At 67.1% G+C, this 23,752-nt stretch carries 21 protein-coding genes; 8 read left to right on the top strand and 13 right to left on the bottom strand.

Annotated elements, in window-relative coordinates; translation table 11 throughout:
* Positions 1-114: 114 nt before the first annotated feature.
* Genes AC0IY1_RS14045 through AC0IY1_RS14035 form a run of 3 tightly spaced genes read right to left on the bottom strand, consistent with a single transcriptional unit; the run spans position 115 to position 2,748 of the window.
* A complete protein-coding gene (locus AC0IY1_RS14045) occupies positions 115-1,464 on the bottom strand; it encodes a pilus assembly protein (RefSeq protein WP_471770275.1) in 1,350 nt (449 codons plus the stop codon).
* A 17-nt stretch (positions 1,465-1,481) separates the two neighbouring features.
* A complete protein-coding gene (locus AC0IY1_RS14040) occupies positions 1,482-2,135 on the bottom strand; it encodes a TadE/TadG family type IV pilus assembly protein (RefSeq protein WP_471770274.1) in 654 nt (217 codons plus the stop codon).
* 7 nt (positions 2,136-2,142) lie between these two features.
* Positions 2,143-2,748, bottom strand: a complete 606-nt coding sequence (locus tag AC0IY1_RS14035) for a TadE/TadG family type IV pilus assembly protein (protein ID WP_471770273.1) — start codon at positions 2,746-2,748, stop codon at positions 2,143-2,145.
* Positions 2,749-3,118: 370 nt separating this feature from the next.
* On the opposite strand from AC0IY1_RS14035, the gene AC0IY1_RS14030 reads away from it, so the two are divergent.
* The 5 genes from AC0IY1_RS14030 to AC0IY1_RS14010 all read left to right on the top strand — a co-directional run bounded on the left by AC0IY1_RS14030 (position 3,119) and on the right by AC0IY1_RS14010 (position 9,785).
* Positions 3,119-3,667, top strand: a complete 549-nt coding sequence (locus tag AC0IY1_RS14030) for a formaldehyde-activating enzyme (RefSeq protein WP_055952093.1) — start codon at positions 3,119-3,121, stop codon at positions 3,665-3,667.
* Positions 3,668-4,024: 357 nt separating this feature from the next.
* Complete coding sequence (locus AC0IY1_RS14025) at positions 4,025-4,771, top strand: RNA methyltransferase (RefSeq protein ID WP_471770438.1); 747 nt, start codon at positions 4,025-4,027, stop codon at positions 4,769-4,771.
* Positions 4,772-4,811: 40 nt separating this feature from the next.
* Positions 4,812-7,169 (top strand): putative bifunctional diguanylate cyclase/phosphodiesterase, encoded by a 2,358-nt coding sequence (locus tag AC0IY1_RS14020; RefSeq protein WP_471770272.1) that lies wholly within the window; start codon positions 4,812-4,814, stop codon positions 7,167-7,169.
* A 590-nt stretch (positions 7,170-7,759) separates the two neighbouring features.
* Complete coding sequence (locus AC0IY1_RS14015; protein WP_471770436.1) at positions 7,760-8,473, top strand: PAS domain-containing protein; 714 nt, start codon at positions 7,760-7,762, stop codon at positions 8,471-8,473.
* Between the two features lie 148 nt (positions 8,474-8,621).
* Positions 8,622-9,785, top strand: a complete 1,164-nt coding sequence (locus AC0IY1_RS14010) for a GGDEF domain-containing protein (protein ID WP_471770270.1) — start codon at positions 8,622-8,624, stop codon at positions 9,783-9,785.
* A 360-nt stretch (positions 9,786-10,145) separates the two neighbouring features.
* On the opposite strand, the gene AC0IY1_RS14005 is transcribed toward AC0IY1_RS14010, so the two are convergent.
* From AC0IY1_RS14005 to AC0IY1_RS13990, 4 genes are all read right to left on the bottom strand, one after another.
* The gene (locus AC0IY1_RS14005) at positions 10,146-11,441 is read right to left on the bottom strand and encodes an O-acetylhomoserine aminocarboxypropyltransferase/cysteine synthase family protein (RefSeq protein ID WP_055952109.1); all 1,296 of its coding nucleotides are present in this window, start codon (positions 11,439-11,441) and stop codon (positions 10,146-10,148) included.
* 34 nt (positions 11,442-11,475) lie between these two features.
* Positions 11,476-11,898, bottom strand: a complete 423-nt coding sequence (locus AC0IY1_RS14000) for a response regulator (RefSeq protein WP_055952112.1) — start codon at positions 11,896-11,898, stop codon at positions 11,476-11,478.
* A gap of 62 nt (positions 11,899-11,960) precedes the next feature.
* The gene (locus tag AC0IY1_RS13995) at positions 11,961-12,134 is read right to left on the bottom strand and encodes a hypothetical protein (protein WP_471770268.1); all 174 of its coding nucleotides are present in this window, start codon (positions 12,132-12,134) and stop codon (positions 11,961-11,963) included.
* Positions 12,135-12,203: 69 nt separating this feature from the next.
* Positions 12,204-13,484: an O-acetylhomoserine aminocarboxypropyltransferase gene (locus AC0IY1_RS13990; protein ID WP_471770267.1), complete on the bottom strand. Its 1,281-nt coding sequence runs from the start codon at positions 13,482-13,484 to the stop codon at positions 12,204-12,206.
* A gap of 392 nt (positions 13,485-13,876) precedes the next feature.
* On the opposite strand from AC0IY1_RS13990, the gene AC0IY1_RS13985 reads away from it, so the two are divergent.
* The gene (locus AC0IY1_RS13985) at positions 13,877-15,085 is read left to right on the top strand and encodes a hypothetical protein (protein WP_471770265.1); all 1,209 of its coding nucleotides are present in this window, start codon (positions 13,877-13,879) and stop codon (positions 15,083-15,085) included.
* Between the two features lie 121 nt (positions 15,086-15,206).
* A complete protein-coding gene (locus AC0IY1_RS13980) occupies positions 15,207-16,529 on the top strand; it encodes an MFS transporter (protein WP_471770263.1) in 1,323 nt (440 codons plus the stop codon).
* Here AC0IY1_RS13980 and AC0IY1_RS13975 read toward each other — a convergent pair.
* From AC0IY1_RS13975 to AC0IY1_RS13965, 3 genes are all read right to left on the bottom strand, one after another.
* Positions 16,526-17,683, bottom strand: coding sequence for a hypothetical protein (locus AC0IY1_RS13975; RefSeq protein WP_471770262.1), 1,158 nt, complete (start codon positions 17,681-17,683; stop codon positions 16,526-16,528). The genes AC0IY1_RS13980 and AC0IY1_RS13975 overlap by 4 nt on opposite strands.
* Positions 17,680-18,960 (bottom strand): hypothetical protein, encoded by a 1,281-nt coding sequence (locus AC0IY1_RS13970; protein WP_471770261.1) that lies wholly within the window; start codon positions 18,958-18,960, stop codon positions 17,680-17,682. The genes AC0IY1_RS13975 and AC0IY1_RS13970 overlap by 4 nt, the downstream gene beginning before the upstream one ends.
* A gap of 214 nt (positions 18,961-19,174) precedes the next feature.
* Positions 19,175-19,600 carry a CoA-binding protein gene (locus AC0IY1_RS13965; RefSeq protein ID WP_471770260.1) on the bottom strand — a complete coding sequence of 142 codons (426 nt, stop codon included), beginning with the start codon at positions 19,598-19,600 and terminating at the stop codon, positions 19,175-19,177.
* Between the two features lie 154 nt (positions 19,601-19,754).
* On the opposite strand from AC0IY1_RS13965, the gene AC0IY1_RS13960 reads away from it, so the two are divergent.
* Positions 19,755-20,195, top strand: a complete 441-nt coding sequence (locus AC0IY1_RS13960; RefSeq protein WP_471770259.1) for a PaaI family thioesterase — start codon at positions 19,755-19,757, stop codon at positions 20,193-20,195.
* Positions 20,196-20,319: 124 nt separating this feature from the next.
* Here AC0IY1_RS13960 and AC0IY1_RS13955 read toward each other — a convergent pair whose 3' ends face one another.
* From AC0IY1_RS13955 to AC0IY1_RS13945, 3 genes are read right to left on the bottom strand one after another with little or no spacing between them, the layout of a single operon-like run.
* Positions 20,320-22,065 (bottom strand): hypothetical protein, encoded by a 1,746-nt coding sequence (locus AC0IY1_RS13955; RefSeq protein WP_471770257.1) that lies wholly within the window; start codon positions 22,063-22,065, stop codon positions 20,320-20,322.
* Positions 22,062-22,970, bottom strand: coding sequence for a glycoside hydrolase 5 family protein (locus AC0IY1_RS13950; protein ID WP_471770255.1), 909 nt, complete (start codon positions 22,968-22,970; stop codon positions 22,062-22,064). Before AC0IY1_RS13950 ends, AC0IY1_RS13955 begins: the two co-directional genes overlap by 4 nt.
* Positions 22,967-23,752 carry a TIGR04290 family methyltransferase gene (locus AC0IY1_RS13945; RefSeq protein WP_471770434.1) on the bottom strand — a complete coding sequence of 262 codons (786 nt, stop codon included), beginning with the start codon at positions 23,750-23,752 and terminating at the stop codon, positions 22,967-22,969. Before AC0IY1_RS13945 ends, AC0IY1_RS13950 begins: the two co-directional genes overlap by 4 nt.

Below are 23,752 nucleotides of genomic sequence, written 5' to 3'. Positions count from 1 at the left end.
TCGCACGCCTGCGGAACGCAAGCCGGATGCCGGTCTGGCGCCGTCCTTAGCCCGGGTGGTCCCGGGGCGGAAGCTGGCGGCTCCCCGAAGGGCCATGACAAATGGTTTGGCCTGTCAGGGACCGGCCACGAGGCGCGCCTTCCGGGTCGCCTGATCGAACATGGCGTTCAGCGCCTCCTGGATCTCGCTGGCCGAACTCGCGGTCCGGAAGTAGCCCGACGAGGCGCAGTTCTGCAGCGTCCCGGGCACGCTGGGGATGAGCCCGTTCACCACGACGTTCTCGTAGCCGACATTGCTGTTGAACGGGGTCGCGAGCGGCACGTAGGGGATGTAGAGCACCGAGACGGTGACGCCCTTGTCCTTGAGGGTCTTGCACAGGGAGGGATCGAGCAGCTTGGCCTGCGATCCGGTCCAGCCACTCTTGTTGTCCCAGTACTGGTTGTTGCCGACCCCATCGGTGATGAAGAACACGAACGGCACCGCCTTGGCGGCGCTGGAGCCGTCGCCGACGACCTTGATCTTGGTGTTGATGGTCGCGAAGACGTTCTCGTAGTGGGTCCCGCCGCTGCCGCGCGGAACCGTCGAGTCGCCGATATCCATGTAGTTCTCCAGGTTCACCGAGGAGAGTGAACCCAGGTTGGTGGTGATGTCGGCCGCCGTCTCGAGGTAGCTCACGAACGGGTACAGGCCGATCCGGTACTGATTGACCAGGGTCTGGTTGGTCTGGGCCTTGGCGATCAGTTGCTGGACCGCGTTGCTCACCGTGGCGATGCGCAGCTCGATGTTGTTGCTCTTGGCGATGTTGAAGCCCTTCGAGCCGGTGAAGTGGCAGGCGAAGGCGCAGTTGTTGCCCTTCGCGTCGGCCATGTCGGGGTTCAGCCTGGCGAACTGCACCTGCGCCGTGCTCGAGGTCGGGAAGCCCATCGAGCCCGAGGTATCGAGGAGGAGGTAGAAATCCGTGTAATTGCCGAGGGTCAGGCTCGAGGTCGAGACGCCCGACACCGCGATCGAGGTCAGGTTGCCCATGGCCCGGCTGAAGGGCGACTCATAGCTCGAGGCATAGCTGGCGGACGCCGACACCACGTTGCCGGTCCGGGTCACCGTCAGGTTCGGCGTCAGGGGCAGGCTGTTCAGCATCGGCCCGGCATTGACCCGGAAGGCGGCCAACCCGCGGGTCCTGGCCAGCGCCAGGGCGGAGGCGGTGGGGTCCGCCTCGTTCTTGGGATTGGTGGAGATGTAGTCGCGGGCGGTCGCGATCGCGGTGATCGTGGCCGCGTCGGATGCGCGGTCGAAATGGGTGCGATAGTTGATGCCGCGGACGTAATCGACGCCGAGCCCGGTCAGGCCGATCAGCGGGATCAGCGCCAGGGCGAAGACCATGAGCACGTTGCCGCCGCGCTCATCGCGCAGGCGCCGCAGCAGGCGCCCGGCTGGAGAGATACGGTGCGTGGGGTCGGCGCGCATGGGACATGCCTCGGGGATCAGGGGCAGGCATTGGCGGAGGTGATCCCGCCGCTCGAATCGAAGGTGATGGTCGTGACGTAGCGCGGCGCGAAGTAGAAGGACTTCGCGATGTCGATCGTGCCGACGACGGATTGCAGGATGAGAGGCTTGTAGCTGAAGACCACGTCGGCCACGACGAGGAAGCCCGGGCCGAAGGTGTCGCTGGGCAAGGTCGTGGGGCTCGGTCCCGCCGTGTTGGGCGCGGCGACTGGCGGCGTCGAGCAGGATCGCTTCTGGCCAGAGGTCCAGGTCACCTTCGGCGCATAGGTGCAGTTGGCGGTGCAGCTGGCGACCGTGGGGGTGAACTGGATCCCCGACAGCGACCATTTCAGCAGGCTCCAGACCGAGACGTTGGCGTCCCTGGCGGCCTGCATGGCCTCCGGGAACATGACCAGCTGGGAGCGGGAGATCGCGAGGATGTCGGTCTGGGTGATCTTGCCGGTGTCGTTGCGCGCCACGAGATCCGCCAGGGTGCTGGCCGCAAGCTCGATCTTGCGCATGTAGATGACGTAACGAACGAGATCGAAGGTCACCGCCGAGAGCGTGATCAGCAGCGGCAGGATCAGCGCGAACTCGACGATGGCGATGCCGCGTCGATCCCGTCCGAAGCGCGTGAGGGTCTGGCAGGTCATGGCGGCGTCAGCACCCGGTCGAGACGCTGGCGGTGGTGAACGGCTCGTTCCGGAACGCCACCGCGGCCCGGGCGAACACGACCGAGGTCCCGTTCCAGGTCGTGTTCAGCTTCAGGGCGATCCAGACCGGGCTGAACACCGGCACGGCGTAGAAGACCTGGATGTAGCCGTAGGTGCCGGGGGCGCCGGTGCAGTACGCCGTCTGCGCGTTGTCCATCGGCACCGGCACGAGGCTCTTCTCGTCCGGGCTGACGAAGACCGAGTAGCCGCCGCCCGACCCGGCCAGGGTGGTGGTCTGCAGGCTGGTGACGATGTTGCCGCAGGACAGGCCCGCGATCAGGTTCCGGCAGACCACGGCGCTGCGGAACCCGTTGGCGGTGGAGGCCGTATCGGTCAGCGCGCCGATCATGATCGTCCGGCTGGAATCGGCGGTCGCCTTCTCCAGGGCCGCGTAGCAGAAGACGTACAGGCCGCCCTGAAGAATTTCGATGAACACCAGGATGAAGAGCGGCATGACGAGGGCGAACTCGACTGCCGTCGCCCCGCCCGAAGATCGGCGAAAGCGGCTGAGACAGCCGTTTTTCTGGGCGCCGCAGGACGTGGGGCAGGACATGGGCGTGCCGAAACCGATCGAGTTCTGATGACGCGGGTCGCTTGGCCTTGCCATCACGGTCCGACGGGAAGGTTCCTCTGATGTCGTTTCGAACAGTCGGTGCCGAGATCCCGTATCAGCCAGCGATGCACGCCAAGCCTTAAAGCCGGATTACTGCATTCCACGAAGCGCGCCCGCATCCCCGCTGCCCTGTGTACCGGCCGCCGGCCTCGACCGACCGGGATGGGAGGATTCCGATCCAGGGGGCAGGGCGGGGCCTCATACGGCCACGGGGCTGGACATTGGCGCCGACACACGGATTCTGCCGGCCACGCGGCCCATGCCTTCGCCGTTCCGTCCTTCGCCGTCGTGAGAGAGTCCCGAGAGTCCCATGAGTGAACGCATCATCCTTCGCGCCGGCGAGGCCCTGGTCGCCGGCGGACCGCCGAATACGGCCTCCGAGCCCGAGGTCATCATCGGCGAACTCGACGGTCCGGTCGGTACGGCCCTCGCCACCCTCACGGGTGACCAGGTCGTCGGCCACAGCCGCGTCTTCGCGCTGCTCAACACCGACATCATGGTGCGCCCGGTGACGCTCTGCGTCTCGAAGGTGAGCGTCACCGAGAGCAAATACACCTCGATCCTGATGGGCACGGTGCAGTTCGCCATCGCCAACGGCGTGCTCGACGCGGTGCGTGCCGGCTACATCCCGAAGGAGAAGGCCAACGACCTCGGCATCATCTGCTCGGTCTGGCTCAGCCCGGGCGTGATCGAGGCCGAGACCGTCGATCACAAGGCGCTGTTCGACATCCAGCGCCGGGGCATGACCGAGGCGATCCGCAAGGCCATGACCAACGAGCCCTCGATCGACTGGCTCCTGGAGAACCAGGACAAGATCATCCACAAATACTACCAGATGGGTCTCGACGGAAAGATCTGATCGGTCCGAACCGCGGCTCCGCCGGATCAGCACGAGCGCACACCCTCGAAGTTCGGCGCGATACCACCCGAGCCGATCAGTCCGGGGGCTCCCGTCACTGCGGGAGACATCGACGACAGCGCTCCGGCCCCCGATCGGGCTGTCGGGGCGGCTGTCATGACCGGATCTCTCGCGGGGGCGCCCCGCCTGATCGGGCAGGGGGAGCCGAGGAGGTCGCGCGTGCACAGGCGGCGCATGCGGGCCGTTCCGGGGGGCGTGGCATCGGCCTGACGGGACGCCCCCTTTGCGGAGGCGCCCCGGTCATGCAAGAGGGCGCCGATGAGCCCGCTTTCGTCCGATCCCACCCCGGCAGACCCGATGGACCCGACCCGATCCCCGGCCGGGCCCGTGATCATCCTGGTCCAGCCGCAGCTGGCCGAGAACATCGGCATGACCGCCCGCGCCATGGCGAATTTCGGGCTGTCGGAGCTTCGCCTGGTGGCGCCGAAGAACGGCTGGCCGAAGAAGGGCGTGCGCGAGGCGGCCTCGGGCGCCACCCATATCCTCGACGGCGCGGTGGTCTACGCCACCCTCGGCGAGGCGATCGCCGACCTGCACTACGTGCTGGCGACGACGGCGCGCGAGCGCGGGCAGATGAAGCGGGTCTTCGCGCCGGACGAAGCCATGCGCGACGTCGTGGGCCGGGCCGGCCAGCGGGTCGGCATCCTGTTCGGGCGGGAGCGCTCCGGCCTCGACAACGACGAGGTCTCCCGTGCGGACGCCATCGTGACCTTCCCGGTGGATGCCCGCTTCTCCTCCCTGAACCTCGCCCAGGGGGTGCTGCTGATGAGCTACGAGTGGCGCCGGGCGGCCGGGCTCTCGGTGCTGCCCTTCACCGGCGAGATGCTGTCGCCGCCGGCGACCCGGGAGGCGATGGCCTCGCTGTTCGCGACGCTGGAGGACAATCTCGCCGCCGCCAACTTCTATCCGCCGGAGAAACGGGACATCATCGCCCGCAACATGCGCGACATGCTTCATCGCATGGCGATGACCGAGCAGGACGTGCGCACCATGCGCGGGGCGCTGCGAGCCCTGACGGCCGGTCGGCCACGCCCGGTGAAATAGAGCCAAGCACAGGCAGTCTTAACCCCTGCGCGAGAATTGCATGTCACGGTCGTTCGCCATGACGACCGATCGGCTCATCACGCCTGCAGGCGAATTCGCCACCCGTGCCCACGAGACGGCATTCCGGACGGAGCGGCTGCCGCGAACGCTGCGCCACACCCGGGCCGTCCTCTGCGCCTGCCTCGCGATCGACCTCCTGCTCCTCGTCAACGACCTCAGCCTGATCGAGACCCTCGGCGCGATCCGGGCGCTGCTGGTCGCGCACCTCGCCATCCTCGCGGCGACGCTCGGCGGTCTGGTGGCCCTGCGGTCGGTCAAGACCTTCGCGTCGCTGCAGCGATGGCTCCTGCCGTGGCAGGTCGTCGTCGGCGTGGGCCTCGGCGCCCTCTGCGCCGCGCGCCCCGAAATCCCGGTCCTGGCGGCCCTGCTGGTGCCGACCGTGTTCATGCTGGTCGTGCCCCTCAGCTTCGTCCGGACGGCGCTCACCGGCACCGGTTCGGCCCTGATCCTCGTGGCGGGCATCCTCGCCCTGCGGTCCCCCGGCGAGGTCAGCCTCGGCCTCGCGAGCGAACTCGCCCTCGGCCACCTGACGGTCCTGCTCTACATCGCCCGGACGAACCGCCTGCGCCGCCTCGAATGGTCGGCGGCCGACGTGGAGCGCCGGGCGAGCCTGGAGCTCGCCGAGAGTCGGGAGCTGTTCGAGACGATGTTCCGGGCCGTGCCGGTGCCGATCGTCGTCTCCCTGGCCGCCAACGGGCAGATCGTCAGCACCAACGATGCCGGCGTCCGGTTCTTCGGCCTCGCCCCCGGCGATACCCTGGCGAACTACCAGAACCGGAACTTCATCGGCGCCGCCGACCGCCGCCGGATGCAGGCGGTGCTGGAGCGGCGCCAGGCGATCCGGGACTGGGAGACGAGCATCGTCGTCCTGTCCGGCGAGCGCCGGGACGTGCTCCTCTCGATCGAGAGCGTCCAGATCGACGGCACCGCCTGCCACGTCTCCAGCCTCGTGGACATCACCAGCCGCAAGGCCGCCGAGGCCCAGATCCGCTCGGCCGCCCATCACGACGTGCTCACGGGCCTGCCCAATCGCGCGCTGTTCCAGGCCACACTGGAAACCGCCCTGTCGAAGGCGGAGAGCCAGGCCACGCCGGTCGGCCTGATCCTGCTCGACCTCGATGCCTTCAAGGAGATCAACGACACCCTCGGGCACGATTCCGGGGACGCCCTGCTGAAGGAGGTCGCCCTGCGCCTCTGCGGCGTGATCGAGCCGACCGACCTGGTGGCCCGCCTCGGGGGCGACGAGTTCGTGGTGATCTGTCCCGGTCGCGATGCGGCGGGGCACTCCCGCATCCACGACCTCGCCCGGCGCATCCTCGACGTGCTGCACCCGCCGATGCCGATCAGCGGGCGGATCGTGGCGCCGCGGGCGAGCCTCGGCCTCGCCCTCTATCCCGACCATGCCGGGAACTCGGCCGACCTGTTCACCAACGCGGACCTCGCCCTCTACGCCGCCAAGGCCTCCGGGCGGAACCGCGCGACCCTGTTCGTGCCGGCCCTGCGGGCGGACATCGAGGAGCGGGTGGCGATGACCCGCGAGATGCGCGCGGCCCTCGACGGCGGCGGCGGGCTCGAGCCGCACTACCAGCCGAAGATCAACCTGGTCTCGGGGGCGGTGATCGGGTTCGAGGCCCTGGCGCGCTGGCAGCACCCCACCCGCGGCCTGCTCGCGCCCGGTGCCTTCTCGGCCATCTTCGACGATCCGGAAATCGGCGTCGCGGTGGGCGACGTCCTGCGACGGCGGATCATCGCCGACCTCCTGCACTGGACCAGCCTCGGGCTCGATCCCGGCCGCGTCTTCCTCAACCTCTCCTCGGCGCAGTTCGCCCAGGGCGACCTGGCCGGGACCTTCCTGGACGACGTCGACGAGGCCGGCCTGGCGCGCAGCCGGATCGGCGTCGAGGTGACGGAGACCGTCCTCCTCGGCAGCCACGGCGACCGGGTCAGCGACGTGCTGGCCGCGCTGCACGGCTCCGGCATCCGGGTCGCCCTGGACGATTTCGGCACCGGCTACGCCTCGCTCACCCACCTGAAGCAGTTCCCGGTGGACGAGATCAAGATCGACCGCAGCTTCATCCGCGACCTGGAGCGCGACGCCAACGACGCCGCCATCGTCACCGCCGTGCTGCAGCTCGGCCGCAGCCTCGCCCTCGACGTGACCGCGGAGGGCGTCGAGACGGCGGAGCAGGCCGCCTTCCTCCGGGACGGGGGCTGCACCAACGCCCAGGGCTATCTCTACGGAAAGCCGATGCCGGCGAGTCGCGTCCCCTGGTTCCTGCGCAACCGTCCGGACCTGCTCGGGGATGCGGATGCGGAGCCCGCCCTGCAGACGGCCTGAGTCGGGCCGTCGCCCCATGCACGGTTTGCGCGCCCGCGCGCGGTCGCCACGGGCAGCGCTGGCGCGGCGGCAGGTTCCTGCACAATCGGACACGACCGCGACGCCCGTCGCCCTGGAGCGGGCGGACTTGGCGATGCATCGTCCAGACGTCGCGGCCGGGGGTCGAGACTTCACGGGCCTCTCCGCCCGCCTCGAGGCCGCGGACACTCGAAACGCGTCGCGCGTTCGCGCCCGAATTCACGCGAGCCCGTGGCCTTGCGTGCCGATACCAGTCGCAGTGACTAAAAATCGTCCCGCGATAAGGGTGCTTGTGGGGCGACAACGGAGATTTCAGAAGTAGAAAGGCTGTTTGAGATCAGGAAGAGCCAAATTCGTTCACTTGTGGTTGCATGTATTCGTGCCTCATCTGATTTGCGGACCCGCTCGATTGATGACATTATCATTTGAAAGTTTTAGCGGGCCATGAGGATATGCACGTCGACAATCTCAAGTTCTCTCCAGCCCAGTTTTTAAACCTCATCGAGAGCCACGGTCTGACGGGCACCTGGGGGTGGCATTTCGCCGAGAACCAGCACGTCTGGTAGTCGGGCCTGTACCATCTCCTCGGCGTCGATCCCCGGACCACGCGGCCGAGCTACGACCTACTGGTCGGGCTCGTCCTGCCGGAGGATCGGGGGAAGCTGGAGAGCGGCACCGACCTGATGCAAGGCACCTCCCTCGGCAGCCAGACGGTGCGGTTTCGCCGGCCCGACGGGGCGATGCGGGTGTTGTCGGTGCGAAACGAGATCTACTTCGACCCGGACGGGCACCCGCGCGGGGCCGCCGGCGTCGTCCTGGACGTGACGGACCACGAGAGCCTGCGGCAGGCGCGCCTGGCCGACCAGCGCCGCAGCCGGGTCCTGTTCGGGGAGGGGGGCGCGCAGAACCAGTTTGGCGAGACCGCACGTCCGTTCACCGCGTCGTTGGACTCGAGCCTCGCAGAGCCGGATTGGGCCGGATTCACCCCGCCGCTGGAGGCGACCACGCCGGCGCCCGGCATGCCGTTCGACGAGGGCCTCGACCCGCCGATCGACGGGCGCCACCTGCGCGCCGCCCGCGCCCTGCTGGACTGGTCCATGTCCGATCTCGCCCAGGCGTCCGGCCTGTCCCTCTCGACGGTGAAGCGCATGGAGGAACAGCTCGACGCCACGGCCCAGCAGTCCCGGCAGAAGGCGGTCGAGACCCTGCGCAAGGCCGGGATCCGGTTCTCCCGCCTGGATGGCGGCGTCATCGGCATCGGGCTGCGGGAATCCACGCCCTCCTGACGGTGCCCGGGCGCCGCCGACACGGCCAAGGGGCCCCGGCGCACCGGGCGGCGCTTAACCTTGCGCGAACCATGTCGACAATCGGCATGGAACCATAAGGGACCTGACAGATCGCAGCCGTTAAGCTTGGCCCCAGACAGGCGAAGCGATGCAGATCGATCTCCAAACCCTCTGGTACCTGACGGTCGGGACGCTGCTGGTGTCGACGTCCCTCCTGCTCTGGGAACGGCAGGCCCACCCGGCGCGCGCGCGCGGTCTCGCGATCCTGGCCGCCGGGCTCGTGGCCTTCGTCCTGGGCTGCGTCGTCGCCATGAACCGCCGGCACGTACCCGTCGCCGTCGGCATGGGAGCGACCAACCTCCTGATGATGTCGGGCTACCTCCTGGTCCTCAACGCGGCTGCGAGCCTCGACGGTCGGCGATACCTCCGCGCCTCCCTCGTCGCCCTGGTTGCCCTCGCGGTCCTGTGGGCGGTGGCCGGAGCGCACTTTCCCACCGCCTTCTGGAACCACGTCTCGGCCCTGCCCATCGCGCTGGCCTCCGGCCTGACCGCGTGGCTTCTCCTGCGCAGCCGCACGGCCCGGGGCTTACGATCCCGGCCGGTGGCGGTCTCGATCCTGACCTTCCACGCCGCGTTCTATCTCGGCCGCGCCTTCATCGTGCCGCTCGTGGTCCAGTGGTCCGGGCCGGAGATGCTCGCCATCGTGGCCAAGGCGACGATGTTCGAGGCCGTGCTGTATGCGGTGGCGATGCCGATGTCGTTCCTCGCCCTCGTGCGCGAGGAGGAGAAGCAGCACCTCCTGCGCCTGTCGCACACGGACCAGCTCACGGGCCTGGCGAACCGCCACGCCTTCTTCGACCAGGGGGGGCGGATCCTGCGGGAGCGACAGGGCCGCCCCGTCGCGCTCCTCGCCTTCGACCTCGACCACTTCAAGGCGATCAACGACCGCTACGGCCATCCGGCCGGGGACGAGATCCTGAAGCTGTTCGCCGAGACCGCCCGTGCGGGCGCGGGCCCCGACGCGCTGCTGGTCCGCCTGGGCGGCGAGGAATTCGCGGCGCTGCTGCCCGACTGCGACCGTCACCAGGCGCTGAGCCGCGGCGCCCTGATCGCCAGCCGCTTCACCGCGGCAGCCGGGCGGGCCGAGGGCCCCGGCATCCCCGCGACGGTCAGCATCGGTCTCGCGGCGCCGGACCGCAGCGACCTGAACGCGATGCTGGCCAGCGCCGATGCGGCCCTGTACCGGGCCAAGGGTCTCGGCCGCAACCGAATCGAGGCGGCGGCCCCGCAGGCGCTCTCCGCCGCGGCCTGAGACCCGGATCCAGCGCCAAAACCGCCGCCCTCGTCCGTCGTCCGTGACACCGCCCGGCCTCGGCCGGCGGCCAATTCCTGTCCCGGAACGCGGGACCGGGACCGGGACCGCTCTCAGACGCAGCCGGCATGCCTGGCCGAGCCGCGGCGGCGGTCAGCGACCGGTTTCGCCAGGGCCGCGAGCCGGCGATCGACGACCGCCCCCTGCGCGCCGCGCACGCGCTGGCCTGGTCGATGACCGACTTCGCCGTGGTGGACGCCCCGCGCCGGTGCGGCATCCGCGTCTCCCCCAATGGAGGGCGGCGTCATCGGCGTCGGCGCGACCTGAGGCGCAAGGCCCTCCGAAGGGGAGGGGCCGGCCTCAGCCGAGTGGTGCCAGGGCCTGCTCGACGTCGGCGATGAGATCCTCGACGCTCTCGAGGCCGATCGACAGGCGCACCGTCTCGGGGCCGACCTTGGCCGCTGCCTTGTCGGCGGGGGCGAGCTGGCGGTGGGTCGTGGTGGCCGGGTGAATCGCCAGGGACTTGATCTCGCCGATGTTCACCAGGTGCGAGATCAGCTTCAGCCCCATGATGAACTGGACCGCCGCCGCCTCGCCGCCCTTGAGCGCGACCGTGAAGATCGAGCCCGGACCCTGCGGCACGTAGCGGGCGGCCATGGCTTCGCCCTCCTGGCCCGGAAGGGCGGGGTAGCTGACCCAGGCCACCGCCGGGTGGTCCTTCAGGAAGGCCGCGACGGCGCGCGCGTTCGAACAGTGCCGCTCCATGCGCAGCGGCAGGGTCTCGATGCCGGTGAGCGTCAGGAAGGCGTTCATCGGCGACAGGCCGGGGCCGAGCTCGCGCATGCCGAAGACGCGGCAGGCCGAGGCGAAGGCGAAGTCCGGGAAGCGCTCGGTGAGCACGAGGCCGTCATAGTCGGCCCAGGGCTCGCTCATCAGGTTGTAGCGACCGGGGATCGCGGCCCAGTCGAAGCGGCCCGCATCGCAGATCACGCCGCCGATGGTCTGGCCGGAGCCGCCGAGGAACTTCGAGGTCGAGTGGATGACGATGTCGGCCCCGTGCTCGATCGGCCGGATCAGGGCCGGGGAGGCGAGGGTGTTGTCGACGACAAGCGGCAGCCCGTGGCGGCGCGCGACCTCGGCAATCCCGGCCAGGTCCATCACGGTGGCGCAGGGATTGACGATGGATTCGCAGATGATCGCCCGGGTCTCCGGGGTGATCTCGGCCTCGAAATCGGCCGGGGTCAGGCCCTTGGTGAATTGCGGCTTGAGGTCGTAGCGCCCGTCAAGGCGGTTCATCAGGCCGAGCGAGCCGCCGAAGAGCCGCGAGGAGGCGACGTAGGCCTCGCCGCTCTTCATCAGGGTCATCAGCACCATGAGCACGGCCGACTGGCCCGAGGCCACCGCCACGGCGGCCTTGGCGCCTTCCAGGGCGGCGACGCGGCGCTCGAGGGCGGCCACCGTCGGGTTGGAGCCGCGCGAGTAGGAGAACCCGGTGCGGCGCATGGCGAAGATGTCCGCCGCCTGCTGGGTGTCCTCGAAGACGAAGCCGTTGGTGAAGTAGATCGGCTGGGCCCGGGCGCCGGTGGCGGGGTCGGGGGCGGCGCCGGCATGGATCGCCTGGGTCGCGAAGCGATGGGTCTGGGTCTCGGTGGCCATCGGGGCCTCCCGTCTGTGAAGGTCGGGGGAGTGGTCAGGCGGCGCGGCGGGCGAAGGCGCGCAGGGTCCGGACCAGGGTCGAGGGCTCGTAGGGCTTCGGGATGAAGCGCGCCCCGTCGGGCATGTCGTGCGGGCCGGGCGTGCCCATGCCGGAGACGACGAGGACCGGGATGCCGGGCCAGCGATGCGCCACGAGGCGGGCGAGGGCGAAGCCGTCCATGGAGCCGCGCGGCATGTCCACGTCGGTCATCAGCACGTCGACGTCGCCGCGGCTCTCCAGCACCGAGAGGGCGTTGTCGGCGTGGCTCGCCTCCAGCACCTCGAACCCGGCATCCACGAGGGTGTCGGCGGCTTCCATCAGAAGCAGGCCGTCATCTTCGACGAGGAGCACGACGGGCAGGTCTGTCGACGCCTGCGGCTCCGGGGAATCTTGCCTCTCTGGCGGGTTCTGCGTCATCGGCGGCCGGACGATCTCGCGACAGGGGTGAGACGGGGGCCTATGCCCCGCCGACGGTGTCGTCAATAACGGCCGGTGTCGCGCGTCCGTTTCACCGGGGCGGCCAGGCGCCGCTCCGGCATCCCGGGGGCGAAGGCCACCGCGAGCCCGACCAGGGCCGCCAGGATGGCCAGGAACGCCAGTCCGTCGTTGATCTGTTCCACGTACGCCCAGTCCATCGAAGCCAAGGCCGACATCGCCACCTCCGGTGATCGCGACCCGAGCCTCGGCCCAACGTGGTAAAGGGAAGGTTAACACGGCCCCGCTCAGGCGTTGAGCGCGGCGTCGAGGTCGGCGATCAGATCCTGTGGATCCTCCAGGCCGACCGAGAGGCGCACCACCTCGGGCCCGGCGCCGGCGGCGATCCGCTGCGGATCGGTGAGCTGGCGGTGGGTGGTCGAGGCCGGGTGGATGATGAGCGAGCGGGTGTCGCCGATATTCGCCAGGTGCGAGAACAGGGTCAGGTTCGAGACCAGCTTGACGCCCGCCGCGTAGCCGCCCTTCAGCCCGAGGGTGAACACCGCGCCGGCGCCGTGCGGCGTGTAGCGCCGGGCGAGCTGATGATACCTGTCGGTCTCCAGCCCCGGATAGCTGACCCAGGCCACCGCCGGGTGGCTCTGCAGGAAGGTCGCCACCGCCAGGGCGTTGTCGCAATGGCGCTGCATCCGCAGCGGCAGGGTCTCGATGCCCGACAGGAGCAGGAAGGCGTTGAAGGGCGCCAGCGCCGGCCCGAGGTCGCGCAGGCCCAGCACCCGCACCGCGATGGCGAAGGCGAAGTTGCCGAAGGTCTCGGCCAGCACCTTGCCGGCATATTCGGGCCGGGGCGCCGACAGCATCGGGAAGCGCGCGTCGCCCGCCCACGGGAAGGTACCGCCGTCGACCACGAGGCCGCCGATGGAGTTGCCGTGGCCGCCGAGGAACTTCGTCGCCGAGTGCACGACGATGTCGGCCCCGTGCTCGAAGGGGCGGATCAGGTAGGGGCTGGCCATCGTGTTGTCGACGATGAGCGGCAGGTTGTGGCGCTTGGCGATCTCGGCGAGCGCCGCGATGTCGGTGATGACCCCGCCCGGATTGGCGATCGACTCGCAGAAGATCGCCTTAGTGCGCGGCGTGATCGCCCGCTCGAACGAGGACGGGTCGTCGGTCTGGGCCCAGACCACGTTCCAGCCGAAGTTCTTGTAGGAATGGTTGAACTGGTTGATCGAGCCGCCGTAGAGCCGGTCGGCCGCGATGAACTCGTCGCCCGGCTGCATCAGGGCGTGCATCACCAGGAACTCGGCGGCGTGGCCCGAGGCCACCGCCACGGCGGCGGTGCCGCCCTCCAGGGCCGCGACCCGCTCCTCCAGCACCGCGTTGGTGGGGTTGGTGATGCGCGAGTAGATGTTGCCGAAGGCCTCGAGCCCGAACAGCGAGGCGGCGTGCTCGGCATCGTCGAACACGAACGAGGCGGTCTGGTAGATCGGCGTGGCGCGGGCGCCCGTGGTCGGGTCGGGCACCGCGCCGGCATGGATGGCCCGCGTGTTGAAGCCGGGCAGACGATCGGTCATCGAGAAAAACCTCCCGGGCCCGCCGGCCCGCACACGCCTGTGGTCTCGTGCCCGTCCTCTACGCCCCGCCGGACGGCGGCGGAAGAGGACAGTATCCGCTGAAACGAACGATGGTTCTTTATGCCGGACGTGCCGGAGGGTCAAGGCGCGACGGGCCGGCGCGACGCCGCGTCCCGGGCACGGAAGCGTCCGCTTTCACACGGTCATCGTGCTGCAATGCAAAAGCTTTGCCGCAGAACGAATACAGTCCTTCATTGATCTATTTTAATATTCGGCGCGAACAGAGGTACAAAACATCGCAGCGGAATAGAAACCACGCGAAAACAGCCATAGGTTAATGCGGGCCACAGGGTGGGTAAATCTAGTGACTCCTCCCGCATGGAGGAAAGCCCATGGCAACGAATACTCAGAACAACACAAGCTCTGCCATAAACGCCGCCCTGATCGACGAACAGAACCTGCTCTCCCTGCTCGCCCCCTACACCCTCGCGCCCACCGGCACCGGGCCGCTCGCCCCGGAGAACCCGGCGATCAACGCCCTGGCGGAGGCCACCGGGACGGTGGTCGCCCAGCTGGTGCCGTCGAACAATTCGGGGGTCAGCGGCGAGGCGATCCTCCACCTCGACCGGGCGGCCGGCCGCGTCAGCCTCGACGTCATCGCCAGCGGCCTGACCCCGGGCCAGATCCACCCGCAGCACATCCACGGCTTCGACAACGACGCGCCGTCGCTCCTGCCCAACATCACCCTCGATGCCGACCGCGACGGCTTCGTGGAGGACCCGGAGGGCGCGCCGGTGGTGGCGCCCGCGCTCCTCAGCGGCACCGCCTCCGGGGCGGTGACCGACGTGGAGATCTCGCCCGACTTCCCCACCGCCGACGCCAACGGCAACCTGCGCTTCCACCAGGACTACCAGTTCAACCTCGCCGACCCGAACCAGGCGGCGATCTTCGAGAACCTGGAGCAGCGCCTCGCCGGGCGCGAGTTCCAGATCCACGGCCTCGCCGTGGCGGCCGGGGAGGGCGCCGGCACCGGCAACGAGGTCGACGGCAGCGCCGGCTACAAGATCGCCCTGCCGGTGGCCAACGGCATCTTCCTGCCGCTGGCGGCGGTGGAGCAATCCGTCGCCGACCTCAGCGAGACCTACCGGTTCTACAACGCCACCAGCCAGGACCACTTCTTCACCAACAGTGCGGCCGAGCGCGACCAGCTCCTCCTCGGCGCGTCGGGCTACCGCTACGAGGGGGTCGCCTGGGAGACGCCCGCCGACGGCCTCGGCACGGTGGACGTGTTCCGCTTCTACGACACGCAGAACGGCACGCACTTCTACACGGCGAGCACCGCGGAGCGGGACCAGCTCCTCGCCAGCGCGCCGAGCTTCCACCTGGAGGGCGTCGCCTTCCAGGCCTATGCCGACCCGGCGGTCGCCGGCGCCGGGGCCGAGACCGTGGAGCGCTTCTACAACACCGGCTCGGGCGCCCACACCTTCACGGCGGACCCGGGCGAGATCGCCGCGATCCGCGGCGGCCAGGCTGGGGCGAACTGGGTCGACGAGGGCCAGGCCTTCACGGTCCACGCGCCCCTGAGCGAGCTGCACGCCTGAGCGCCGATCCGGCGGGCGGACCCGTCCGGGCCCGCTCGCCCCCGGAAGGCAAGTGTTCCGCGCCCGATCCCCAGCATTCGGCGCTATCCTGCCGGTCGAAGCTGAGCTATGGCCCCACGCCATGAGCCAGACCGCGACCCGCCCGACCCTCGCCAGCCCGACCGCGGCGCCCGAAACCGTGCCGGCGGCGCGGATTCTCATCGCCAGCTTCGTCGGCACCGCGATCGAGTTCTACGACTTCTACGTCTACGCCACCGCGGCCGCCCTGGTGATCGGGCCGATCTTCTTCCCGCCCGGCGATCCGGCGGTGCAGACGCTGGCCGCCTTCGCCACCTTCTCCATCGCCTTCATCGCCCGGCCCCTGGGCGCAGCCTTCTTCGGCCATTTCGGCGACCGGGTCGGGCGCAAGGCGACCCTCGTGGCCTCGCTGATGATCATGGGCCTGTCGACGGTGCTGATCGGCTGCCTGCCCTCCTACGCCACCGCGGGCTGGTGGGCGCCGCTCGCCTTGTGCGTCCTGCGCTTCGGCCAGGGCGTCGGCTTCGGCGGCGAGTGGAGCGGTGCGGCCCTGCTGGCGGTGGAGAACGCGCCGCCGGGCCGGCGCGCCCTCTACGGCATCTTCCCGCAGCTCGGCGCCCCCGTGGGCTTCATAACCGCCAATCTGGGCTTCCTCGGCCTCGCCCTGGCCCTGAGCCCCGCCGACTTCCAGGCCTGGGGCTGGCGCATCCCGTTCCTGGCCTCGGCCGTGCTCGTGGGCGTCGGGCTCTATGTCCGCCTCAAGCTCACCGAGACCCCGGTCTTCAAGGCCGCCCTGGCGAAGGCCGCCCCCGAGAAGGTGCCGCTGGCGGTGATCTTCACCAAGTACCTCCGCGCGACCCTGCTCGGCACCTTCGCGATGGTGGCCTGCTACGCGGTGTTCTACCTCTCCACCGTCTTCGCCCTGAGCTACGGCGTCTCGACGCTCGGCTTCACCCGGCCGACCTTCCTGCTCTTCGAGTGCGTGGCCGTGCTGTTCATGGGCCTCGGCATCCCGCTCTCGGGCTGGGCCGCCGACCGCTTCGGACGCCGCCCCATCCTGCTCTCCGGCCTCGTCTTCACCGCCAGCCTCGGCCTGCTGATGGGCCCGATGCTCGGCAGCGGCCAGGGCGGCCTCGTCCTCGGCTTCCTGTGCCTGGGCCTGTTCGCCATGGGCTGGCTCTTCGGCCCCATGGGGGCGCTGCTGCCTGAACTCTTCCCGACCCGCGTGCGCTACACCGGCGCCAGCGTGACCTACAACCTCGCCGGCATCCTGGGCGCCTCCGCCGCGCCTTACTTGGCGCAGCGGCTGTCGGAATGGGGCGGTGTGGGTTGGGTGGGGCTGTACCTGGCCGTGGCGGCGGGGATTAGCTTTGTGGCTGTGGCGTTGATGGCGGAGACTGGAAGGTCGGCAAATATTACAGATTAGGATCCCGCCTGAGATCGAACGTTAAGCAAGTCTCCCAATGTGTTGATAGAGGATTTATTTATTGCAAGAAGACCATTGATGTCAGCTACGAATCTCTGATGAAAATCTCCGGGTAATTTACCCGCTCGTACAAGATATTCTGAGGTTGCGAATAAAAACTGCCTTGCCCGATTGTTTTTGATAAATAAGTCTGTGATTCTTATCTCCGCGAAAGCATTTGGGGTTTGCGAAACAGATCGGAAAGCAAGCTCTTTGGCTAGAAACGAAAGGCTTTTAAGCGCCTCCGGCGCATCAAGCATACTGCGTACCAAATGCAGAAACTTTTCCCACTCAGGTAGCTCGAGCTGAACATCTTCAGCATCCCCACGAGATCTTTGTATGGCTGCCCTCATACTCTTTCTGAGATAATAGTTTTCCTTGCCGTCCCAGACATAGAACCGGAGCGTACGCTCGAAGGTTTCTTTAGTCATAGAGAAATCGAAGACATCTTTCATGCCGTTAATCGTTATCGACATAGAAATTAGGAAGCTAGACAAAAACACACCAAAGAGCAGCCGGTGGTTCGATTTGCTCGGATTCAGTTCGGGAGAAGCTTTTAAAAGTGCAGACAGGCCATGCCGCAAAGATTTAGGACCGGAATCTTCCATCGCTGCATAATTTGAAACATAATATAAGATGTCTTTGCAGGGAACGATTGAGCCAGTTTTTGATAGACTATCCCACGCCTCTAAATCATCGAGATATGTACTACCTTGCGCAAAGAGACTTGAGGTACTCTCGGCATATTTGACGAACGAACTTTCAGAGTGAATATGGACGCCCATCGTGTTCGCAGCAAGTTTATGACTATATACAGCTTCTTTTTGTTGGATAATATATGCGCTGTTTGCTTGCACAAATTTACAAAGACCACTAGCCCAAAGCGCCCGATTCACGGGACTCATTTGCTTAGTGCCACTTTTGCAGTCAAATAGGGTTCTTATAGGAAGCCCCGAACCTCCCAAGTCATGACCAAGAACATCTATATCAGTTATATCGACTGAAACTTCCTCTAAACCAGTCTCAGAGTGAACGAGGACCTCCATAAACGGCACAATTTCCTGTGCAGCACAGAAACGTACAGCCAACTTCTTTTGCGGAAGATCTTTCATCATAGCTTCAACATATATTGATCAATTTCAGCTTCTGCTCGCGAGGATAATACCGTTTTTGGTTTTCCGATACGCATCTTCTGAGAAGCAAGGTGTGATTTTACATAATTTTCATCGTGATTGAATAGCAGGCGTGCGGATTTATCCAATTCGAGATCTTCTGGACGCTCGCCTGCTAGAAGCTTCTTAGCGATATCAACGGCCTCCAAATTTTCCGGAACATCAATCAAATGAAATCGGAACTGATCTCCTGAAATATGCTCAAGCCGACCCAAACCTAACACCGCAAGATTTTTGTACTGATGGGACGCCTCACTATTTGCTCCAATCCATTTTCGGTCTCCAAGTCTATAAAGGAGTGCTTGTGGATTCTTGATTCGATAAGCCTCTGGTAGTAGTTGCCCTTTTCTGACAGCAGCGGCGAGGGCCATACCTTTTTCGTAAATTTCACGATTGGCGGCACTCATACGGACTCGACCGGGGGCAGGCGTGAAGATGAACTGTTCACGCGTCTTATTGGGTCGATCGATTCCTGGAGGCTTTATGATTCCCTCCTCGGCTAACTTTTGCAGCAGATCGACCTCGTGGGGAGTTATTGAATTTCCTCCAATATTCCCGCCGGAGACAATCGATGAGAAGGGCATCCCTTGGTTCTTTTGAACAAGAGTAAGAAGCTTATGAAGGCTCGGCGTATCGCCCCGAGCAGCAATATCGATTAGATTGTCTAAATTGCCACTAAAATACATTGGACTCGCGATAATATCTTTTCCTCTGCTTCTCTGATCCACAATCAATCCTGCGCCCTGGCCTATTTGTAGACAAGTTTCAAAATCGTCTTTGTTAATTCCCAGCTTCGAAATAAGAGAATCTCGATTTACGGGAGTTTCGTAAAGTTTATTCAATATTGTAATCGTAGTCATCTCAAGTTCATTGAGTGGCTTTTGCTCGACATACTCGCCGACTTGATCGTAAACGTTTTCAAAATGAGGAACGTTTGGGATAACACTGTTGATGGTCGATCCAGTACTAGCCAATCTAATTAATTCAAGATCAGCAAGTACAGTTAGAACATTATCGATTACATCCGACCTTATATGAAAATATCGAGAGGAGACAAGCTTTAGGACTTTATAGTCTACCTCGCCAAGTCCCCGAAGATTTGTTGCCAGTACGGCTGCCATCCCTAGCGTTTTCGCAGCATCATACTCAGGGACATCAGCACCTTCCAATCCAACTTGAATATCGAAAGAATACTCAGCAATTTCCTTCTTCGTTACCATCAATTTATACTCCAAACGTATTTATTTACTGCAAACAATCTTTATGGTCGAACCATCCTTCGATTAGGACTTCAATCAGACCATGCATTGGTCAACGCTAAAACAACTTTTGGAGGAAATCTACCGTTTTGATTTAAAGTTGCAGAAATTATCAATTGATATTTTGTGTTTAAGACCTGCAATGCGAGCGCTGCAGTATTCCTTTTCAGACGATTTACCGAAAAATCTCGATCTTTGGACATCGGTCCATCACCACAACCAATCCCGCCGCCTCAGCACGCGAGGCGGCGGAATCATCCCGCACCCCGATCTGCATCCAGATGAAGCGCGGCGGCTGGGGGAGGGCGAGGGCCTCGTCCACCACCCCACCCGCCGCGTCGGAACTGCGAAAGATCTCGACCATGTCGACGGGCTCGGGCAGGTCGGCGAGGCGGGCATAGACGGGCTGGCCCTGGAGCGTCTGTCCGGCGAGCCCGGGATTGACCGGGATCACGCGGTAGCCGCGCGCCAGCAGGAAGGCCATGACGTGGTGGCTCGCCCGAGCCGGGTTGGGTGAGGCGCCCACCAGCGCGATGGTCCGGGTCTCGGTGAGGACCCGGCGGATCAGGGCGGGGTCGTAGGCATCGTGGGACTGGCGCATTCATGATCTTGTCGGGCAAGCGGCGGCGTGCTGCAAGGCTTCGCGGGTCGTCGATCAGAGTCCCGACCAAGATGCGCCGAGCGTCCGCAAGTCGTCGCGCGGTCGTCCCGCCGCATCGGGGCGGTGGCGGCCCGGTGAACCGGAGTGTCCGTCCATGTCCAAGACCCTGCCGCAGACGCTCTCCCTGGAAGAGACCGTGGCCTTCCTCGAATCGGCCTTCCCGCAGATGGAGGCCGGGGGCCGGACCTACCACCTCGTCGAGGTCGGCCCCGGCCTCGCCCGGATGCGGATGGACCACCACGAGCGCCACCTGCGCCCGGGCGGCACGGTCTCCGGCCCTGCCATGATGGCTTTGGCCGACTACGCCCTCTACGCGGCGATCCTCGCCAGCCTCGGCCCGGTGGCGCTCGCCGTCACCACCAGCCTCAGCTTCAACTTCCTGCGCAAACCCGGCCCCCACGGGCTCCTCGGCAGCGCCCGCCTGCTCAAGCTCGGCCGGCGCCTCGCCGTCGGCGAAGTCCACATCACCGGCCCGGACGGCGACCCCCTGGTCTGCCACGCCACCGGCACCTACGCGATTCCGCCCGGCGCCTGACTCCGTTGCCGGCTCGGCGCACGGACCTTCGCGGGTAGCGCGGCTCCCCCGTCCCGGCCGGAGCGGGCGCCCGTCGCGTCGGGCCCGAGTTCGCCGGAGCCCCCATCCGGCGACTCGCGCCGCCTCACGGCTGCGCCAGGACCCGGCACAGGCGCTCGGTCATGGTGTCGAGCCGGCGCCGCAGCCGGGCCGTCTCGGCGGGGTCCCCGGTGGCCCCGAGGGCCAGGGTCAGGGCCCCGACCTGGAACGCGAGGTAGCACGGGGTGAGGCACGCGATCAGTTCGGGGTCGATGGCCCGATCCCCCGCGACCTCGACACGACCCGCGAGGTATACACGGGCGTTCTCGGACAGCCCGAATTCCTCCGCGGCGCCGACCACATCCCAGGCGATGTCCTGGCAGCCCACGAGGTCGTGCCCCGCCGCATGGTCGAGGGCATCGGCCTTGAGGAGCCGCCCATCGGGCAAAGCCAGCCATTTCCAGGGCTGCATCCGGTTGTCGGTCTCGACCCGGCGCACGCTCCGCTCCAGGGCCGCGAGCCGCCCCGGGGTCCAGCGGTCGAGGGTGGCCGCAGCGGGTTTTCCCAATGCGGTCAGCACGTTGTGCCGGGCCATCGCCATCAGGGCCTGCAAATTTGCCCCGTTCTCCGCCCCATCCTCAGCCCCTGCCGGGAACGTGCGGGCCCGGTACCCGAGATAGTCCCCGATCCGCTCGAGCCAGGCAGACCCGTCCGCCGCCTGCAGGGGCATCGCCGTCCCGTGCCAGCGCTCCACCAGGAAGCCGTGCCGCAGGCCCACCACCGCGGGGATGAACCCCGCCGCCGACAGCGTCCGGGCTCGCGCCAGCTTGGCCTCGGCGGGGGCCCCGAGCCCGGCGAATTTCAGATACCAGGTGCGATTGTCCTGCCGCCACAGGAACTTGCGCCGCTCCTGCCAAGCGTTCACCGGCGGCCACTCCGCCGTGTCGGCATAGAGGCGCCGGCGCCACGCGCCGCCGGAGACCCCCTCCAGCGCCGCCCCGGCCCCCTCCGAGACCCAGGCCGCGAGCCCCTGCTCCGGCGCGCCGATCACCGCGTCGGCGCTCACGATGTGCCGCCGCATCCGGTCCCAGCGCCGCCTCTGCGCCGCTCCCGCCTGCGCCCCCGGCGCCCCGTCATGGCTCGGGAACAGGGTGATGCGCTCCTCCACCACCCCGAGCCGATCCAGCGCGTCCAGCACCGCCCCGAACGAACTGCCCGACTGGCCCGGCCCCTCGTCGACCACCGCCACCGGCCCCGTCCACGCCCGGATCTCGGCCGCCAGGGCCTCCGACAGGGCGAGTTCCCGCCCGAAGGGGTGCCCCACCGGCCGAACGGTGATGATGCGCCGGCTCCCCAACCCCGCCGCCACCATCGCGGCCAGGGGCGCGCCGATGCTGCGGATGCCGATCACCAGGGTCTCGGGCCCGAGGCCGGAGCGCCGGGCCGCCATCGCGTAAGTCTCCGGGTAGGTTGCGTAAAACGCGAAGCCCTCGCACCAGCGCGCGGTGATCCGCGCCGGCAGCGCCAGGGCGGCGAGGGTGGACATTGCCGGCTCGCCATCCGGCACTGGCCCGCGAAACCCGCTCACCCAGGAGGCATCGACCGCCTCCGCCAGGGCGAGCATCAGCGCCGTCGCGGCGTCCTGGTCCGGCGCCGGGGCATCGGCGCCGGCTTCGGAAAACGCCGCATCCGCAAGGCCTTGCAGCAGCATGCCGGCCGCGATCAGGGCCGCCGCCAGGGCCTCGTGCCGGGTCCGGTCCCGGCCCGCCGCGGCCGCCCGCAGCCGGGCGGCGACGTCGCCCAGGAGATCGCGCGGGTCCGTCGCGCGGTCCCGCTTGCCGAAGACGATCACGCGCCGGGGAGGCTCCCGCCGGGGGCGTAGCGGCGCACCATGGCGGCGCAGAAGGCCGCGTATTCCGCGGGGTCGATCGGCGGGCTGGTGTGGTGCGGGGACAGCCCGCGATGCTCCGGCGTGAAGCAGAACGTCACGGTGACGTCGAACGCCTCCAGCGCCCGCATCTGCCGGTCGAACCAGTCCAGCGCGTTGGGCCGGAAGCTGTCGGCCCAGGACAGGCCGGTGCGCAGGTAGGTGACGCCCAGGCGCTTCATCCAGGCCACCGCCTCCTCCAGCCGATGGTCCTCGTAGTGGAACCACTGGCACAGGCCCAGGGCCGGTGTATGCCGCGCGAACGCCTCCAGGGCGCGCTTGGGCGTGCCGTCCTGGTTCAGCAGCCCCATGTGGAAGTGGCGGTAGTAGGAGGAGCCCTCCGCCTCCCGGTGCCGGGTGGTCGCCTCCCATTCCCGGGGCAGGTCGTAGAGGCTGTACCAGTGGATGCGCGGCGTCTGCCCGATCAGCAGTTCCGCCGTCCGGTCGACGCCCCAGAGCTGCACCTCCTCGGCGCCGAAGGTCGAGATGCCGACCTCCGAGACCCAGACCGGCAGGTTCGTGACCGCGCGGATCTCCGCGATCTTGGCCGGCCATTCGTGGATCTGCCAGAGATTCCAGTCGAGGGGAAAGCCGTGCACCGCCACCGCGTCGACGGCGTCGAGGGCGCCCGCCCGCTCCATGCGCTGGATGAAACCGGGGTCGATCGGCGAGATGCCGCCGAGCACCCGCGGCAGGGTCGGGTTCTCCGCCCGGATGGCGCGGCCCGCGGCCGTCACCATCGCGGCGAAGCGGTGCCAGTCGGGGTCGAGTTCCGGATCCCAGTGGGATTTGTTGTTGGGCTCGTTCCAGAGCATCACGGCTTCGATCACGCGGGCATCTCCTGGGCGCGCGGCGGCGCCGGATAGACGGCCCCGGGCTCGGGCTTCTCGGCACAGCGGCAGAGATAGACCTCCTCCTCGGGGTGGCCGACGATGGCGAAGCCGCTGGCTCGCAGCATCGCCTCGGTGCAGGCGCGGTTGGGCACCCACCAGTTGGTCGGGTCGCCGGAATACCGGTGCTCGATGAAGTGCAGCTTCGGGTAGCCCGGCTCGGCGAAGGGCGCCGTGGCGAAGAAATCGTAGTCCTCCGCCACCGGGGCGACCGTGGACGCCCCGCGCTGCATCGACTGGAAGACCAGCAGGTCCCCCGCCACCGTCTCGCGAATGAGGTCCAGCGCCAGCAGCGGATGGCGCAGGTGGTAGAGCACGCCCATGAACAGCACGATGTCGAAGCGCTCGCCGAGCGACCCGACGTCGTAGACGGAGCCCTGCACGAACGCGATGTCCTGCCCCGTCACCTGCGCGGCAAAGCGCGCCTGGGCGAGGTAGCGCTCATCGGAATCGAGGCCGAGCACCCGTGCCGCGCCCCGGCGCTTCATCTCGATGGCGTAGAATCCGCCGTTGCAACCGATGTCGAGGACGCTCCGGCCCGTCAGGTCGGCTGGGATCGCGTCGGCGAAACCCCGCCACTTCACGGCCGGGTAATCGCCGAGAAAGTGCTCCGGGGCGGTCCAGACGCCGTCGAGGTTCATGTTGTGGAACCAGGGACCGAGCGCCTCGATCTCGCGGCGCAGGGCATCCGTCCCGCCGCGCGGGTGTTCCTCGGGTCTCAT

This window comes from Methylobacterium sp. AC690 (assembly GCF_979256535.1).
The sequence above is the reverse complement of the archived record's forward strand: the minus strand, read 5'-3'. Positions and strand labels throughout refer to the sequence as shown.

What these genes read in the sequence shown, in the direction of transcription:
- AC0IY1_RS14045 (WP_471770275.1), bottom strand. Translation starts at nt 1,464, where the DNA reads ATGCGCGCCGACCCCACGCACCGTATCTCTCCAGCCGGGCGCCTGCTG.
- AC0IY1_RS14040 (WP_471770274.1), bottom strand. Translation starts at nt 2,135, where the DNA reads ATGACCTGCCAGACCCTCACGCGCTTCGGACGGGATCGACGCGGCATC.
- AC0IY1_RS14035 (WP_471770273.1), bottom strand. Translation starts at nt 2,748, where the DNA reads ATGTCCTGCCCCACGTCCTGCGGCGCCCAGAAAAACGGCTGTCTCAGC.
- AC0IY1_RS14030 (WP_055952093.1), top strand. Translation starts at nt 3,119, where the DNA reads ATGAGTGAACGCATCATCCTTCGCGCCGGCGAGGCCCTGGTCGCCGGC.
- AC0IY1_RS14025 (WP_471770438.1), top strand. Translation starts at nt 4,025, where the DNA reads ATGGACCCGACCCGATCCCCGGCCGGGCCCGTGATCATCCTGGTCCAG.
- AC0IY1_RS14020 (WP_471770272.1), top strand. Translation starts at nt 4,812, where the DNA reads ATGTCACGGTCGTTCGCCATGACGACCGATCGGCTCATCACGCCTGCA.
- AC0IY1_RS14010 (WP_471770270.1), top strand. Translation starts at nt 8,622, where the DNA reads ATGCAGATCGATCTCCAAACCCTCTGGTACCTGACGGTCGGGACGCTG.
- AC0IY1_RS14005 (WP_055952109.1), bottom strand. Translation starts at nt 11,441, where the DNA reads ATGGCCACCGAGACCCAGACCCATCGCTTCGCGACCCAGGCGATCCAT.
- AC0IY1_RS14000 (WP_055952112.1), bottom strand. Translation starts at nt 11,898, where the DNA reads ATGACGCAGAACCCGCCAGAGAGGCAAGATTCCCCGGAGCCGCAGGCG.
- AC0IY1_RS13995 (WP_471770268.1), bottom strand. Translation starts at nt 12,134, where the DNA reads ATGTCGGCCTTGGCTTCGATGGACTGGGCGTACGTGGAACAGATCAAC.
- AC0IY1_RS13990 (WP_471770267.1), bottom strand. Translation starts at nt 13,484, where the DNA reads ATGACCGATCGTCTGCCCGGCTTCAACACGCGGGCCATCCATGCCGGC.
- AC0IY1_RS13985 (WP_471770265.1), top strand. Translation starts at nt 13,877, where the DNA reads ATGGCAACGAATACTCAGAACAACACAAGCTCTGCCATAAACGCCGCC.
- AC0IY1_RS13980 (WP_471770263.1), top strand. Translation starts at nt 15,207, where the DNA reads ATGAGCCAGACCGCGACCCGCCCGACCCTCGCCAGCCCGACCGCGGCG.
- AC0IY1_RS13975 (WP_471770262.1), bottom strand. Translation starts at nt 17,683, where the DNA reads ATGATGAAAGATCTTCCGCAAAAGAAGTTGGCTGTACGTTTCTGTGCT.
- AC0IY1_RS13970 (WP_471770261.1), bottom strand. Translation starts at nt 18,960, where the DNA reads ATGGTAACGAAGAAGGAAATTGCTGAGTATTCTTTCGATATTCAAGTT.
- AC0IY1_RS13965 (WP_471770260.1), bottom strand. Translation starts at nt 19,600, where the DNA reads ATGCGCCAGTCCCACGATGCCTACGACCCCGCCCTGATCCGCCGGGTC.
- AC0IY1_RS13960 (WP_471770259.1), top strand. Translation starts at nt 19,755, where the DNA reads ATGTCCAAGACCCTGCCGCAGACGCTCTCCCTGGAAGAGACCGTGGCC.
- AC0IY1_RS13945 (WP_471770434.1), bottom strand. Translation starts at nt 23,752, where the DNA reads ATGAGACCCGAGGAACACCCGCGCGGCGGGACGGATGCCCTGCGCCGC.